Origin of the sequence: Streptomyces sp. NPDC048436, from assembly GCF_043200355.1 — a bacterium.
In the GTDB taxonomy this organism is placed as follows: domain Bacteria; phylum Actinomycetota; class Actinomycetes; order Streptomycetales; family Streptomycetaceae; genus Streptomyces.
Genome location: NZ_JBICXP010000011.1, coordinates 110,690 through 126,259 on the forward strand (window position 1 = coordinate 110,690; position 15,570 = coordinate 126,259).

Sequence of the window (15,570 nt, forward strand, 5' to 3'; positions counted from 1 at the left end):
TCTTACCTTGCCTCCTGGTCGCTGTCCGGGACTCGTGCGGCCCAGCTCGGCTGCCGCTCCGTCTGGAGCTGGCCCTCCCCCACGGCCTCAACGGCGTGGGAGGTACCCCCATCGTTCTGCCGGGCCGGCCGCTCGCTGTGCCCCCGCAGCGCGATGTGCAGCCCGTCCCACAGCGTGCCGTCGGTCCGGTCGCGCGGATCGGGGTCAATCAGCACCACACCGAGCACGGGAATGCGCTGGTCGGCGAGTTGCCGCGCCACGGTGTGCAGCCATGCGGCGCTGCCGTGCCCGGCGCGCACGACGAGCACGGTCTGGCCGCCGAGGTACTGGAGGTCGGTCCACGCCGTGCCGGGCGCGACCGAGCCGACGCCGAGCCGGCGCACCTGATGCGCCACGGCCGCGGCACGCTCGCCGCTGACCACGGCCGGGTCCCCTGGGTCCCGGCGGCCGTCGGCGAGCTGCGGTCCCGGCAGACCGTCGACGATGACCACCGGCCCGTCCGCCGCCAGCGCCCTTGCGACGTCCAGGGCGATCACGCTCGTGGTGCGCGCACAGCCCAGTTCGAGCAGCGACACCGGTTCCGCGGAGCCGCGCACGATGCGGGCAAGGGTCGCGGTGAGCCGTTCGCGTGCCACCCGGTTCCGTCCGCCCCGCCACAGCCTGGCCGGCCGGCGGGTCGTGCGGCGCAGCTCCGCGATGACCGAGGCGCCCAAGTTCGCCGCGATCTCCCGGCGCAGCACGGGGCGGCCCGCCACCACCGCGCCGACCGAGGCCACCGCGAGCCCGAGGACGAGCCCGAGGAGGAGCCCGATCACGGCGTTGGTGACAGCGGCCTTGGGCAGGGACTGCCGCACCGCGCGGGGGGCGTCCACGATCTGCGTGCCGGCGATGATCTTGGGTGTGCCGGTGCGCGCCTCCGCGGCGCGCTGGTCGAAGTCGGCGATCCGCGAGTTGAGCTCGGCCCGGCGGGCGTAGAGCGACTCGATGGTCGCCGACGCTTTCGGGTCGGTTTCCGGCGACTGGTCGCCGATCGACTTGTTGACATCGGCGAGCTCGCCCCGCATGCGGTCACGCTGGTCGAGCAGGGCCTTGGACTGGGCTTTCGCGGTCTCCCGCATCCGCCGCACATGGTCCGCGACGAACGCGTCGGCCAGCGCCTTGGCCCTGGCGACCGCTTGCGCGTCGCTGTCACCCGTCACATCGATCTGCAGCAGGTTGTTGGTCAAGCCGGTACCCCGGTAGTCCTGCATGAAGTCCTCCGGTTTCTCCGAGGACTTGAGGGACCGCAGGGCCTTGTCGGCGATGCGTGTCGTGCCGAGCAGCTCGACGTCGGTGCGTATCAGCGTTCCGGTGTCGTTCGCCTGGTCCTCCTGGTGTGTGACGAGGACCTTGGTCACCGCGGTCGGCGGGGGCGGCAGCAGGACCGCCACCGCCGCGCCGAGAAGGAATCCGATCAGCGCAAGGGAGCACCACAGACGGCGGCGCCTGCGCACCGCCGCCACCAGCGACTGCAGATCGAGGAGCGGAGCCGCGGCCGACGGCTCCGAAGTCTTGCTCGTCGTCACGCTGAACCCCTCCTCGCGTCGTCGCCGACCGCCATCGCCGGCGTGGCGTGACGCGGACCAAGGCCGGCGGTCCGCGTCGGACGGGCCCGGACCGTTCCGGCGATGACGATGCCGGCGACCTCGTGCCCCGCGTCCGTACACGCCTCGGCGATGCCGGCGAGCTCCCCCGCGGTCCAACTGCCCGCGCTGAGCACGACCAGGGCACCTGACTCGGTGTCGCGGTCGGGCACCATCGGCCTGTCCACCGAAACCTCCGTCATTCGCAGCATGGGGTATCCCTTGCTCGAAGAGGACGCGGAAGGATCGTTCTCGGCCTCGGCGACGAGCTGCCCGGCGGCCCGGCGGGCGACCTCGTCGCCGTCCGGTACGACCACCAGGAGCCGCCGGGCGGCAGGCAGCTGGTTGCGCAGGCGAACGCACACCCGCCGGTAGCGGGTCTGCCTGCTCGCCTCGTCGCCGGACGCCTGCGGGGCCGGTGTGTCCCACCGCGTATCGACGCCGAGGAACCGGCGGAGCCAGGTCTGTCGGCCACCGCCCTGTGTCCGGTGCGCTCCCCGTTCATCGGGTACGTCGACGGTGCCGAGCAGCGTCGAGCCAAGCGCAGCGGCGATCTCCGGCTCGGTGCGCAGCCGACGGTTCATCCGCGCCGCGGTGAGATGGCCGACGACCGCGAGCAGGAAGAACAGCAGCGCCCCGGCGACGATGAACTGCGTCCTCGTCGGCGGTGCCTCGCCGGTCGGCCGGGCCGCGGGACCCATGACGACCATGTTGGCCTTGTTGGTCGCCAGGTCCGTCTCGTCCAGCTTCTTCATGGCCCCTTGCAGCGCGGTGCGCAGCTTCTCCAGCTCGGTGCGGGCCGCCACGCTCTCCACGTTCTGCCCCGGATCGGCCGCATTGGCCAGTTCGGTGATGCGGCGGTTGGTCTGCATCACCTTCTTGCGCAGATCCTCGGGACCCGTCGACGTCTCGGGGGCGGTGTCGTCACCCGCGATGCGCACGGCGAAGGCGACGAACTGCTTGGCCACCTCGTCGGAGAGCCGCTGGGCCCGCCCCGGGGAGTCGGCCGTACCGGAAATCTTGATGATGTTCCCGTCGGTGGCCGTGGCGCTCACCTGATCCCGCAGCTCGGTGCCGCTGACGCCGGACCAGTGGAGCTGGGTCGCCGCGCGGTCGACCACCTCCGAACTGCTCGCGATCTCCCCCTGCGTCAGCAGCTCGCGTTCCTCCCACTGCCCCGGCATCAGCACCGATGCCGACGTCGTGTAACTGGGCGGGAAGAGCAAAGAGGTGCCGTAGCCGACGAGTGCGCCCAGCACGGCGACAATGGCGAGAAGTCGCCATCGCCGCCGGAAAATCCGCCCGACCGTGACCAGACGTATCGTGTCGTCGCTCATCGGCGTCGCCTCCGGCCCGTCCGGCCCGCGCCGCCCGCCGACACCGGAGTCCGGTCATGGCAGGCAGCGGCATAGGCGGCGAGCAGCGACGCCTGCGAGTTCTTCCAGGAAAGCTCACCGCTGATCCGCTCCTGACCGACCTTGCCCATACGGGCTCGCTGCTCGGGGTCGTCCATCAGCACCGCGATGAGTCCGGCGAATGCGGCCTCGTCGTTGGCGGGCGCGTAGAGGGCGGCGTCACCGGCGGAGACTCTCGCCTCCCGGAGGTCGAACGAGACGATCGGCCGTCCCATCACCATGTACTCCAGGACCTTGTTCATGGTCGAAACGTCGTTGAGCGGATTGTGCGGGTCGGGGGAGAGGCACACGTCAGCGGTGGACAGATAGCGCACCAGGTCGGCGTCCGGGATGCGCCCGGTGAACTCCACCTGCTCCGAGAGCCCGAGCTTCCGGGACAGTTCCACCATCGCGTCGAAGGTGTCGCCCGCGCCGACGAACACCGCGTGCCAGTCGGTACGCCCGAGCTCGTCGCGCAGTTTCGCGAGGGCCCGCAGGGCGTAGTCGACGCCGTCCTGCGGCCCCATGACGCCGAGGTAGCACAGCAGATGAGGCTTGCCGCGCTTCAACTCCGGTTCGGGCGGCACCGGGTGGAACCGCTCGATGTCGGGCGCGCTGCGCACCACGAAGACGTCCGCGGGCCGCCGGCCGCCACGGCGCACCGCTACGTCCCGGTAGCTCTCGTTCGTGGCGAGCACCACGTCCGCTGCCCGGTAGGTCATCCGTTCCAGCGCGCACACGGCGCGGTAGAGCACGTCCTCACCGCGGTCGAACCGCGAGAGGTACAGCTCGGGTACCAGGTCGTGCTGGTCGAAGACGAACCGCGCGCCGCGCCGCTTGAGCCACTTCGCCGGCAGGAACAGCAGGTCCGGCGGGTTGCAGGCGTGCACCACGTCGACCGGACCGACCTTCCGGGCGAGGCGGACCGTGTGCCACAGCGCCGATCCGTACTCCCGCAGGTAGCCGGCGGGACCGCCGGTGGCCGCGCGCAACGGGTAGCGGTGAATCCGCACCCCGTCGATCTCCGCCTCCGCTTCCGTGTCCCGCTTCTCCCCTCGGGGACAGATGACGTGCACTTCCCAGCCCGCGTCGCGCAGTGTCGTGCACTCCTGCCATACCCGCCGGTCGAACGGCACTGACAGGTTCTCCACAAGGATCAGCGCGCGCCGGTCCTGCCGGTCGTCGCTGGTCGTATTACCAAGCAAGGCCCACGTACCCCGTTTCGGACCGGCGCGTCTCGGCGTCGGGAAGGCGGATGAGGTCGACGATCACGGGTCCTTCGCCATGGGGCAGCGCCGCGAGCACGGCCGGATCCTTGGCCCCGACCAGACACACCTCAGCGTGTTCGAGCACCTCGTCGACGGAGTCCACGAGCAGCTGCGCGATGTGCGGCAGCCGGGTCTCGATGTACTCGCGGTTCGCGCCGAGCAGCCGGGAGAGGCTCACATTGGCGTCGTAGATCTTCAGGTCGTATCCCTTGCCGAGGAGTCTCTCCGCCAGCTCGACGAGCGGGCTCTCGCGGAGGTCGTCGGTGCCGGGTTTGAAGGAAAGCCCGAACAGACCCACCCGGCGCTTGCCGGTGCGTTCGACCAGCCGCACCGCGCGCTGCAGATGGTCGGAGTTGGAGGGCAGTACGTGGGCGAGGATGGGCACGGAGACGTCGGCCCGCTGCGCCGCGTACACCAGGCTGCGCAAGTCCTTGGGCAGGCAGGAGCCACCGAAGGCGAAGCCGGGCCGCAGATAGGCGGAGCTGATGTTCAGCTTGCGGTCGGCCAGGAACACGTCCATCACCTGGTGCGAGTCCACCCCGAGCGCCTGGCACACCGCGCCCAGTTCGTTGGCGAAGCCGATCTTGAGACCGTGGAAGGCGTTGTCCGCGTACTTGATCGCCTCGGCCGTCGGGATCGGCACCCGGAACACCTCGCCGGGCAAGCCGCCGTACAGCGATGCCACCACGTCGCCGCTCGCCGGGTCGAGTTCGCCGATGACGGTCTTCGGCGGGTCGAAGAAGTCCCGCACGCTCGTGCCCTCGCGCAGGAACTCCGGGTTGACCGCGACCCCGAAGTCCACCCCGGCTATGCCGCCGACGTGCTTCTCCAGGATCGGTACCAGCAGGTTCAGACAGGTGCCCGGCAGCATGGTGCTGCGGAACACGACGGTGTGCCGCCCACCCCGCTCGGCGAGCGCGGCGCCGATCTGCTCGGCGACCCGCTCCAAGTACGTGGTGGACAGACTGCCGTTGGGCTCCGACGGCGTGCCCACGCAGACGAGCGACACGTCGCTGCCCATGATCGCCTCGTGGACGTCGTCGGTGGCGCGCAAGGCTCCGCTCCGCACGACCTCGGCGATGAGCTCGCCGATCCGCTCCTCGACCACCGGGGTCTTGCCGTCGTTGACCAGGTCGACCTTCGCCTGGTTCACGTCCACCCCGATGACCTCGTGACCCGAGCCGGCCAGACACGCGGCCGATACACAGCCCACGTAGCCGAGCCCTAAGACGCTTATCCTCATAACCCGTTCCTCCCCCCAGGCAAGCCCTGTCGGCCTGCCTTCCGTGCTGCTCCGTGCTCCGTGCGCCGACCGTCGACGACCCCCGCGCGTCAGTAGGCCCCCTGCCCGTGCAGCACCGCACGCAGCGTCTTCCACAAGATCACCGTGTCCAGGGCGAGCGACCAGTCCTCCACGTACCGCAGGTCGAGGCGGACCGCCTCGTCCCACGGCAGGTCGCTGCGCCCGCTGATCTGCCACAGGCCGGTGAGGCCGGGCTTGACCAGCAGCCGCCGCCGGATGTCCGGGCCGTACGCGGCGGATTCCTCCGGCAGCGGGGGCCGCGGGCCGACGAGCGACATCGAGCCGGTAAGTACGTTGAAAAGCTGGGGGAGTTCGTCGAGCGAGTACCGCCGAAGGACCGCTCCCACCCGGGTGACCCGCGGGTCCCGGCGCAGCTTGAACAGCAGGCCCGCGCCTTCGTTGAGCTCGGTCAGCTCGGCACGTGCCCTGTCGGCCCCGGCGACCATGGTGCGGAACTTGAAGATGGTGAACTCACGGCCGTCCTTGCCGACCCTGCGCTGGCGGTATACCGCCCCGCCCCGGCTGTCCACGAGGACGAGCAGCGCGACGAGCACCATCAGCGGCGCGAACAGAAGCAGCAAGGCCGCCGCGCCCATCCGGTCGACGACCCCTTTGACCGCCCGACGGCCCCCGGTGAAGGTCGGCATGCTGACCCGCAGCAGCGGGATCCCGAGCACCGCGTCGACGTGCAGCCGCGGGCCCGCCACCTCCATGAGGACGGGGGCCACGACCATCTCGGCGTCGCTGCCTTCGAGGTTCCAGGCCAGCCGTTGCAGCCGGTCCGGTGACCAGTGCGGGTCGGGTGTGACCGCGACGACACGGTAGCCGTCGCGGCGGACGTGGCCCGCGACGTCCGCCAGTTGACCGACGACCGGCACGCCGTCCAGTTGGTCACCGTCGAGCCCGAGACCGTCCGTCGTGCATACGGCGTCCACTCGCCAGCCGAGGTGCGGGGACTTGCGGGCTCGGGTGATCAGGTCGTGCACAGTGGCCAGGCTTCCGGCAGCGAGCACCGGTCGCAGGCACCGTCCTTCCCTGCGCTGTTTGTGCAGCCAGAGGCGGAGCAAGTACCGCGCGGTCATGGTGACGAGCGCGATCGCGGGGACTGCGACGAATATCCAGAGTTTGATGTTGCGCGAGGTGAGAGCGATTCCGCCGAGCGCCAGTACGACGACCGCCGCGAACAGTGAACGTCCGAGCCGGCGGAATTCCTCGGCACCCTGGCCGAGTACGGCCGGAGCCCATGACCGGTTCACCGCAAGGGCACCCACCACAAGGATTTCGGTGCCGAATGCGAGAATTCCCCATTTCTCGTGCCAGTTGGCTGCGTCCCGGGCGCCGAAGAAGACACCGATCGACGCCACCACAAAGGCGGTGGCCACGGTATCGCTGGTGATCACGGTACGTCGGTACCGCTGTTCCCAGTCGGTCGCGGGCTGGCTGGTTGGCCCGTTCGCCAGACGCCCGGGCGCTGACGGAAACGGGCTGACTAATCCCCCCTGCTGCACAAAACCCCCCAAGGTCGCCAGTGGTCCGGCGTGTTCGCCTCGCACTGTTTTTCCCCTCGGGGGACCCCCGCCCCCCGCGCCGCGCTGTTCCTCACCCGCGGAGGGTCCCCGCCCCCCGCGCACATCCCCGCTATTTGGCGCTACTTGAGAAAATCCCGCCCTGGCGACAGCGGACTCGCATGTCGCATGTCCTTGTCAGACTCTCGAAATGCGCGGGAATTCCTCAAAACCTCGGGTGCTCCCCGCACCCAAGGCCCCCTCTCGGACTCCAAGAATGATCACGTCCGTAGCGACGAACCTATAGATCATTATTTGTCGCCTCATGTCCAAACAGCTGAAGCACGGTCAATCTAGACCATCGAGACCGGTATGGAGAGGGGATGTGTGCAACTTGTGCTGAACCTTTGATGCCGGGGCCACATATCGGCGACCGCCCGCGGGTGCCTCGGCGACGAGGGTACGCCTGATGACCTGCGATGACGGTGGATCTGGGGGCTGCGGGCGCCGGTAACGCCGTGGCGTACCGGAACCGGATCGTGACCCTCAGCGCAGGGTGAGTTCGCCCTTGAAGCTCTGCGGTACGGGCGCGAAGCGGTACGCCATGGTGACCTGCTCGGCGGCGGGCACGACCAGGCGGTAGCGCGTGCACATCAGGTAGCACAGCGCCATCAGTTGGACCGTGCCGATATCGGCACCGACGCACTTCTTGGGAGCCCAGCCGAAGGGGACGTAGCAGCCCCGGCCGACGGGGCCGTGCGGGGCTCCGGGCAGGAAGCGGTCCGGGTCGAAGACGTCAGCGTCGCGCCAGAACCGGGGATCGCGATGGATCATGTGCGGGCTCAGCACATAGCCGCGCCCCTCCTCCAGCGTGGTGGAGCCGACGTCGAACGAGGTCCGGGCCTCCCGCATGAGCAGCAGCGGCGGACTCCACATGCGCAGTACTTCCTTGACGAACCGGTGCGTGAGCGGCGCCGCCTTCACCGGGGAGGCGTGGAAGTCGTCCGGATCGGCGTCCCCCAGTTCGACGGTCAGCCGTCGCGCCCACCGTGGCTGGCGGGCGAGTTCGTACAGCACGCTCGCGGCCGCCGCGCCGGGCGGTCCCGCGATCGCCGTGAGCACCGCGGTGACCACGTCGAGCGCGCGGTCCATGCCGAGCTCCGGCAGCAGGTCTACGAACGGATCGGCGAGGTCGCACTCCCGTACGCGGCGCCCGGCGGCACGTTCGCGCAGCACGCGCCGTACGACGAGTCCCGCCCGGAACTGCACGGCGGCGAAGTGGAGTTGATGCCGCGGGCCGGTCCCGGGCGGTCGGTCGATCAGCCGCATCAGCTTCTGGTCGAGGTCCTGGACGATCCACGCGCTCTCGCGTCCGGTGAGACCCGCGAGGGCGACGGGCAGCAGGGCCCGCACGGCGGCGTCCTGTGCGAGCAGGACCAGATCGATGTCGTCGCCGAGACGCGCGTCGATGGCCCGTTCCATCCGGGTGATCAGGTTGGCGTGGTGCTCGGCGGTGGCGAGCGTGTGGAGCTGGGTGCGCCACTCGGTGCGTACGCGGGCCCATGGAATTTGCGTGCTGCGGCGCCGCCGGAGCATGTCGACGAAGCGGTCGCTCATGAGGAGGCCCTGCCAATTCGCACCGCTGACCCTGCGTGCCGCGTCCGGATCGAAGACGGCGAGGAGGTCGTCGTTGATCCAGAAGACGCCGCCCTCGGCCGCGCTGCGGGTGCGCAGGTCGTGCAGGAAGTCAGTGGGATGGTGCGGAGTGGTCATGGTTTCGCCTCTCGCGCCGCGCGGGAAGCCGCCCGTCACAGGCGACTCCCCGCACCCGGATGGATCAGATGTGGTGGTAGAGGTACCAGAAGTGCGAGACCCCGCCGTAGCCGGACCGGATGTTGAGGGCCGACTTGGCAGAGCGGTAGAGCTTCCTCATGCTGTTCACCTCCCCCCAGGCGCGTCGATGTGGTCGCTCAGCCGCGCGGTGAACCGCGGCGGAGCCAGCGCGGGGCCCAGTTGGGGACCACTCCCCGCGGCTGTGACCGACAGGCGCCAGTCGTGGGTGATGACGCGGACCAGGTCCTCGAGGAGAGCCATCGTCACTGTCGCGCCGGCGCAACTGTGCGGCCCGTATCCGAAGGGCATGAACGCCGGATCCGGCGGGGGCGCCGCCCACCGGCACGGCACGAACTCGTCGGGACGGTCCCAGTGCAGCGGGTGGCGGTGCACCAAGTAGGAGCACACGTCCACGTCGTCGTGCGGGCCGACCGTGACGTTGCCCAGGTCGTGCGCATCACTCGGCTTACGGGTGAACAGCCAGGCCACCGGCCACAGCCGCATCGCCTCCCGGACGATCCACTCCGGTTGAGCCCTTTCGGTGCCGGGATGCGTGCCGACGAGATAGACCGCCCAGCCCAGCGCGAAGCCGAGCGATCCCACCGTGGCGAACAGGAACGACAGATAGACCTCCGCGAGATCGTCCGGCCGCGCCGACGGGCCGCCCCCGGTGACGACCACATCCAGCAGGTCGCGTGGATCGTCCGCGCGGGCCGCCCGGCGCGTCCGGATCTCCGCGGCAAGGACGCGCATGACCCTGCGGCGGAACAGGAGCCGCGACACCGCCGAATGGCGTCCGCGCGCGCCCGCGAGCACCGCACGGTCCACCACACCGTCGACCGCCTGCCGCAGCGGCGCCGCCGCGTCCGGCCGCAGCAGCACATCCGCCAGGTGCTCGCGGACCAGCAGGTTGCCCGCGTCCGGCCAGTCGCTGACCGGCACAAGACGGTCCCTGACCAGCCGGGGCAGTCCGGCCCGACCGGCGTCGAGCCGACGGCGCATCAGCGCGCGGGCGCCACGGCCGATGTCGACCTGCGCGGCTCGCGGGCCGAAGACACCGGAACGGGTGTGGAAGAAGTCCGAGGTCTCCACGAACATGCCCCGCCGGTTACCCATCACCTCGCGTGCGGCTTCCGGTCCCGCCACGCACAGGCGCCCGGACGCGGAGCGCCACACGTCCCGGGTTCCGTCGAACTCCGCACTCAGATACGCCAGCGGGTCACGGCGCCACCAGGCCGCACCGCGGCGCTCGGGGACCGGCTGATCCTCCATCGCGCCGGCCGACGGCTCCATGCCCTCCCCCTCCAGGGTGCAGGGGGGGAGGTGGGACGCGACAGGACCGCGTCCCACCGACGTATCCGCTACCCCGATGCAGGACGGCAAGCGTGCTCCGGCGAAGGCCGTCTGTCACTCCCCTTACCGCCCCCGCGGCGTCCCGGCCGCCGAATGCTCACGACGCGGGCCACGCCCCGGCACCGGCCCACGCCCCTTGAGCTGCACAGCTCGCGGAAACGCGATGAACGGCACATCGCCCCTGCCGTCCGCCCGCCCTCCCGCACGGGATGACTCGCCTTCGGCCCGGCTATGTAGAGCACCCGACCACGGAGTGACTACGCGGGGGCGCCCGCTGTCCCGCCGTCTCGCTCAGCCATCGGCGCCGAGCCTGAAGTGGAAGATGCCCCAAGTGAGGTGATTCTCGCGGCCACCGTCGATCCAGTGGCCGAGCCCCTTCTTCATCTGGACGAGATAGTCGTGGCTGATCCTTCTGGCGAGACCTTCGGTCTCCTGGCGCTCGGTCTCCTCAAGGACCCGCGTGTAATGGTTCACCAACTGCTCGCGGTGCTCTTCGAAGCCACCGTCGACGGCGGTGAATCCGAGCCGGTTCAGCTCGCGTGTGTAGAAGCCGGGCGAGCCCATGTCGTCCAGATGGATCCGGTCGAGAATCGGCTGCAGCACATCGGTGGAGCCGCCGTCCGCCGCCGCCATCGGGTCGGTGAAGATGAGGTGGCCGCCGGGCCGCAGCACCCGCGCGATCTCTTCGAGGACCCGGACCCGGTTCCCGCTGTGCAAGAAGGCGTCCTGGGACCAGATGACGTCGACCTGGCCGTCCAGGTACGGGATGTCCTCGAAGGACCCGTCCACGACCTCGATCCTGTCGGTGAGCCCGCGGGCCGAGTTCAGCTCCTTGTGGCGCTGGTTCTCCACCTCGCTGAGGTTGAGGGCGAGGACCCGGCAGCCGTACGTCTCGGCCAGATACCGCGCCGAGCCGCCGAACCCGGAACCGAGATCGAGCACCACGGAATCCCGGCTCAGCTCCAGCTTCGAAGCCATCCGCTCGACGGTCCGCCGACTGGCGCCCGCGATGGGCTCCACGGGGCTTTCGTAGAGGCCGATATGAATGTCCTCGCCGCCCCACACCGCGGCATAGAAGGTGTCGGCGTCAGGTGAGTTGTAGTAGCTGCGGGCGGTGCTGACCGCGCCTTTGTACTGCCCCTCGCCCTCCATCCGGTACTCCTTCTCCGCCACGTGCACGAAGAAGTCCGGCTGCTCACCCCGGTAGGTGTGCTGGAAGTCGCCATAGGTCTCGATGCGCTGGAAACCCACGTCGGACATCAGCCGCCGGGTGTAGTCCTTTCGCAGCGGGAACATGTTGAGGTGGTAGATGGAGCTGTCCGGGAAGCTGTACCGCATTCGGCACAGGCCCTCGTCGACATACTCCGGCTCTACGATGACGTCCTCACCGCAGTAGTAGTACCTGTGCTTACTGGTGTACCCGTCGTCCAGGATCGCGTCGTAATTGCGCTGGTCCAGTATGAGAATTCCGTCGTGCTTGAGCATCGCGTAGAACTCCGCGAGCGCCTTGCGCCGGTCACGCTCCGAGAAGAGATGCGTGAAGGAGTTGCCGAGGCAGACGATGGCGTCGTACTCCCCGTGGACGTCTCTGTTGAGCCATCGCCAGTCCGCCTGTACGACGCGCAGGATGTTCCCGCCCTGCTTTGTGCCGTTCTCGAAGGCCCTCGCCAGCATCTCCGCGCTGCCGTCCGCGCTGACGGTCTCGAATCCGGCGGCCAGCAGCCGTACGGAGTGGAATCCCGTGCCCGTCGCGACATCGAGCACGCTCCTCACCCCCCACTTCCGCAGCAGGTCGATGAAGAAGTTGCCTTCGCTCTCCGCTCTCTTGTCCCAATCTATGAGGGAGTCCCATTTCTCGACAAAGCTGGGGACGTACTCCTCCGTATAGTGCCCGGTTTCGCGTACTTCGACAGGGTTGTCGCCGAACTCTTGGGCCGGTTGCACGATGATGGGAAACCCTTCAGCTATGAGGAATCTTGCCCTTGGAGTCGTGCGGTCTGAGCGGATCGCTATCCAAGAACGGGCGGTCTCATGCCTCCAACGTTCGTATACGGGGAAGGGGTTGGCCGTTTCCCGCGGCTCGGGGCGTGACTACCGCCGATGCGCGGCGATCAGCTTCCGGTACCAGTGGTAGCTGTCCTTGGGCGTGCGCCGCTGCGTGTCGTAGTCGACGCGGACGATGCCGAACCGCTTCGCGTAGCCCAGCGCCCACTCGAAGTTGTCCAGGAGCGACCAGACGTAATAGCCGCGTACGTCGACGCCCGCGTCCATGGCCGCGCGCAGTGCCGTGAGGTGGCCGTGCAGGTAGGCGACCCGGTCGGCGTCATGGACGGCACCGTCCTCGGCCACCACGTCGTCCTCGGCGGAGCCGTTCTCGGTGATGTGGACCGGCGGCAGCGCCTCCCCGTACGCGGCCTTCAGCGCGGTCAGCAGGTCCGTGAAGGACTCGGGGACGACCGGCCAGCCCATCGCCGTGCGCCGCACATCCGGGTAGCCGGTCTCCGCGTACCGGTTGTCGGTGGCGACGCGCAGCGCCGGGTCGGGCTCGCGGTACGGGGCGTCGGCGACGACGATCGGCCGGTAGTAGTTGACGCCGAGGAAGTCCAGCGGCTGCGCGATCAGTTCGAGGTCGCCCTCGCGCCGGAAGTCCTGGCGCGTGATCAGTTCGCCCCAGGTGTCCTCGTCCGATGCCGGGTAGCGGCCCGCGAGGATCGGCTCGGTCCACACCAGATTGTGCTGGGTGTCCGCGCGTACGACGGCGGCGCGGTCGGCGGCCGATTCGGTGGCGGGGAGGTTCCGGTCGAGGTTGAGGGTGATGCCCGCCTCCCGCACCCCCGCGGCGCGCAGCGCCTTCATCGCCAGGCCGTGGCCGACCAGCAGGTGATGTGCCGCGGCGAGGGCGCCGGTGCCTTCCTTCGCGCCGGGCGCGTGGCGGCCCACCGAGTAGCCGAGGAACGCGCTGCACCACGGCTCGTTGAGGGTGATCCAGCGCGGCACCCGGTCGGCGAGGTGCTCGGCGACGATCCCCGCGTACTCGCCGAAGCGTTCGGCTGTCTCGCGTACCCGCCAGCCGCCACGGTCTTCCAAGGCCTGCGGCAGGTCCCAGTGGTAGAGCGTGGCGGCCGGTTCGATGCCCGCCTCCAACAGCTCGTCCACCAGACGGGAGTAGAAGTCCAGGCCCTTCTGGTTCGCGGGCCCCTGGCCGGTGGGCTGGATGCGCGGCCAGGCGATCGAGAAGCGGTAGGAGTCGACACCGAGGTCACGCAGGAGCGCCACGTCCTCGGGATAGCGGTGGAAGTGGTCGCAGGCCACGTCACCGGTGTCACCGCCGTCCGTGCGGCCGGGGGTATGGCTGTAGGTGTCCCAGATGGAGGGGCCGCGGCCGCCCTCGGTGACGCCGCCCTCGATCTGGTACGAGGCGGTCGCCGCCCCGAAGACGAAGCCCTCGGGGAACTGGGGGAACTCGGGGAAAGGGTTCAAGTCGCTCATGGACAGCCTTACTTGACGGACCCGCCGGTGATGCCGGCGGCGATGTACTTCTGGGCGAGGACGAGCAGTACGGCGGCCGGGATCGCCGAGAGGACGGACGCGGCCATGACGGATCCCCAGTCACCGACGTGGGCGCCGATGTACTGGTAGATGCCGAGCGTGACGGGCTTGACGTCGTCGGTGGTGTTGAGCGTGAGCGCGAACATGAAGTCGCTCCACGCGTACAGGAAGGAGAAGAGCCCCGCCGTGATCAGCGAGTTGCGGCTCATCGGCAGCACGATCTGGACGAAGGTGCGCAGCTTGCTCGCGCCGTCGACCTCGGCCGCCTCGATGACCTCCTTCGGGATGGACACCATGAACGAGCGCATCAGGACGATGGCGAAGGGGATGCCCAGCGAGGCGTCCGCGAGCATCAGGCCGAAGTAGGAGTTGACCAGGCCGAGATCGACGTACGCGCTGTAGAGGGCGTTGGCGATGACGATGCCCGGCACCATCTGCGTGATCAGGGTGCCGAAGACGATGGTGCGGGTGCCGGGAAGCCGGAACTGGGCGAGTCCGTACGCCGCCGGCGCGGCGATCGCGAGACAGATGGCGACGGCGCCGAGCGCGACGGCGAGCGAGGTCAGCAGATGGCCGCCCTGTTCGCTGATCGCCGATGTGAAGCCGGACAGGTCCAACGAGCCCGGCACGGGCGCGACTTCGAGGAGCCCCGACTCGGGCTGCAGCGCCGTGTTGATCATCCAGTACAGCGGGAACAGCATCACGCACAGGAAGACCACGCCGACCGCGGTGGCACCCCAGCGGCGCTTCGACTTGTGCACGACAGATGTGGTCGCCATGCCGGTCACTTCCCCTCGGAGCGGTTGGCCCGCAGGTAGAACACCGCGAAGACGGCGGATATCAGGATCAGGACGTTGCCGACGACGGCGCCCGCGCCGAAGTCGAGCTGTACGAAGGAGTTCTGGTACGTCAGGGTGCCGAGTGTCTGCGTGGAGTCGGCGGGGCCGCCGTCGGTCAGGGCGAGGATCAGGTCGAGGATCTTCACCGTCGACATGAAGCCGAGTACGAGCACGACGGTGATGACGGGCTTGAGCAGCGGCAGCGTGATGGACCGGAAGGTGCGCCAGGCGGAAGCACCGTCCAGGGACGCCGCCTCGTACAGCTCCTTGGGGATCTCCTGCAGTCCGCCGTAGAGGATCACCATGTTGAACGGGATGCCGATCCAGATGTTCACCATGATCACGGAGAACAGGGCCATGCCCGGGCTGGTCAGCCACGGAGTGGAGCCGTCGAAGCCGAGCGTGTCGACGAACGAGTTGAGTACGCCCGTGTCCTGGTCGAGTATGCGGCGCCACACGATGCCGGAGACGACCATCGGGACGAGCCAGGGGAGCAGGATCAGCGAGCGCAGGAATCCGTTGAGCGGGAACCTCTTCGTGAAGAAGACGGCGAGCGCGAGGCCGATCCCGAACTGGCCGATCAGGGAGCCGATCGTGAAGACGATGGTGTGCCACAGCGCCTTGCCGAACAGGTCGTCCTTGAAGACCTTGCTCCAGTTGTCGGTGCCGTTGAACGGGGACTTGCCGTCGAAGAACGTGGACGGCGAGAAGTCCTGGAAGCTCATCACGACGTTGCGGACGAGCGGGTAGCCGAAGAACAGCAGCATGAAGACGACGGCGGGCGCGATGAAGCCCCACTGGGAGAGCCTGCGGCGGCGCCGGGCGCGCAGAGGGTCCGTCTTTTTCGTGGTGGTCCCGGGCAGTTGCCGGGCGGCGGTGGCGGAGGCCGTGGTGGTCGACATGT

At 69.2% G+C, this 15,570-nt stretch carries 11 protein-coding genes; all 11 read right to left on the bottom strand.

Annotation, left to right across the window (positions count from 1 at the left end):
- Nucleotides 1-2: 2 nt before the first annotated feature.
- Complete coding sequence (locus ACGFX9_RS30815; protein WP_393479972.1) at nt 3-1,565, bottom strand: Wzz/FepE/Etk N-terminal domain-containing protein; 1,563 nt, start codon at nt 1,563-1,565, stop codon at nt 3-5.
- Entirely contained in the window at nt 1,562-2,959 is a 1,398-nt protein-coding gene (locus ACGFX9_RS30820) for a Wzz/FepE/Etk N-terminal domain-containing protein (protein WP_393479978.1), read from the bottom strand. The genes ACGFX9_RS30815 and ACGFX9_RS30820 overlap by 4 nt, the downstream gene beginning before the upstream one ends.
- The gene (locus ACGFX9_RS30825) at nt 2,956-4,221 is read right to left on the bottom strand and encodes a glycosyltransferase family 4 protein (RefSeq protein WP_393479982.1); all 1,266 of its coding nucleotides are present in this window, start codon (nt 4,219-4,221) and stop codon (nt 2,956-2,958) included. The genes ACGFX9_RS30820 and ACGFX9_RS30825 overlap by 4 nt, the downstream gene beginning before the upstream one ends.
- Complete coding sequence (locus ACGFX9_RS30830; protein ID WP_393479987.1) at nt 4,211-5,527, bottom strand: nucleotide sugar dehydrogenase; 1,317 nt, start codon at nt 5,525-5,527, stop codon at nt 4,211-4,213. Before ACGFX9_RS30830 ends, ACGFX9_RS30825 begins: the two co-directional genes overlap by 11 nt.
- A gap of 89 nt (nt 5,528-5,616) precedes the next feature.
- Nucleotides 5,617-7,095: a sugar transferase gene (locus ACGFX9_RS30835; protein ID WP_393479991.1), complete on the bottom strand. Its 1,479-nt coding sequence runs from the start codon at nt 7,093-7,095 to the stop codon at nt 5,617-5,619.
- Between the two features lie 543 nt (nt 7,096-7,638).
- Nucleotides 7,639-8,865, bottom strand: a complete 1,227-nt coding sequence (locus ACGFX9_RS30840) for a cytochrome P450 (RefSeq protein ID WP_393479995.1) — start codon at nt 8,863-8,865, stop codon at nt 7,639-7,641.
- 165 nt (nt 8,866-9,030) lie between these two features.
- Nucleotides 9,031-10,218 (bottom strand): cytochrome P450, encoded by a 1,188-nt coding sequence (locus ACGFX9_RS30845; protein WP_393480001.1) that lies wholly within the window; start codon nt 10,216-10,218, stop codon nt 9,031-9,033.
- 351 nt (nt 10,219-10,569) lie between these two features.
- On the bottom strand, nt 10,570-12,222 hold the full coding sequence (locus ACGFX9_RS30850; RefSeq protein WP_393480006.1) for a methyltransferase domain-containing protein: 1,653 nt from the start codon (nt 12,220-12,222) through the stop codon (nt 10,570-10,572).
- A 147-nt stretch (nt 12,223-12,369) separates the two neighbouring features.
- Nucleotides 12,370-13,767, bottom strand: coding sequence for a GH1 family beta-glucosidase (locus ACGFX9_RS30855; protein ID WP_393480011.1), 1,398 nt, complete (start codon nt 13,765-13,767; stop codon nt 12,370-12,372).
- Between the two features lie 8 nt (nt 13,768-13,775).
- Complete coding sequence (locus ACGFX9_RS30860; RefSeq protein WP_393480016.1) at nt 13,776-14,606, bottom strand: carbohydrate ABC transporter permease; 831 nt, start codon at nt 14,604-14,606, stop codon at nt 13,776-13,778.
- A gap of 5 nt (nt 14,607-14,611) precedes the next feature.
- Nucleotides 14,612-15,568, bottom strand: a complete 957-nt coding sequence (locus ACGFX9_RS30865) for a carbohydrate ABC transporter permease (RefSeq protein WP_393480019.1) — start codon at nt 15,566-15,568, stop codon at nt 14,612-14,614.
- Nucleotides 15,569-15,570 lie beyond the last annotated feature (2 nt).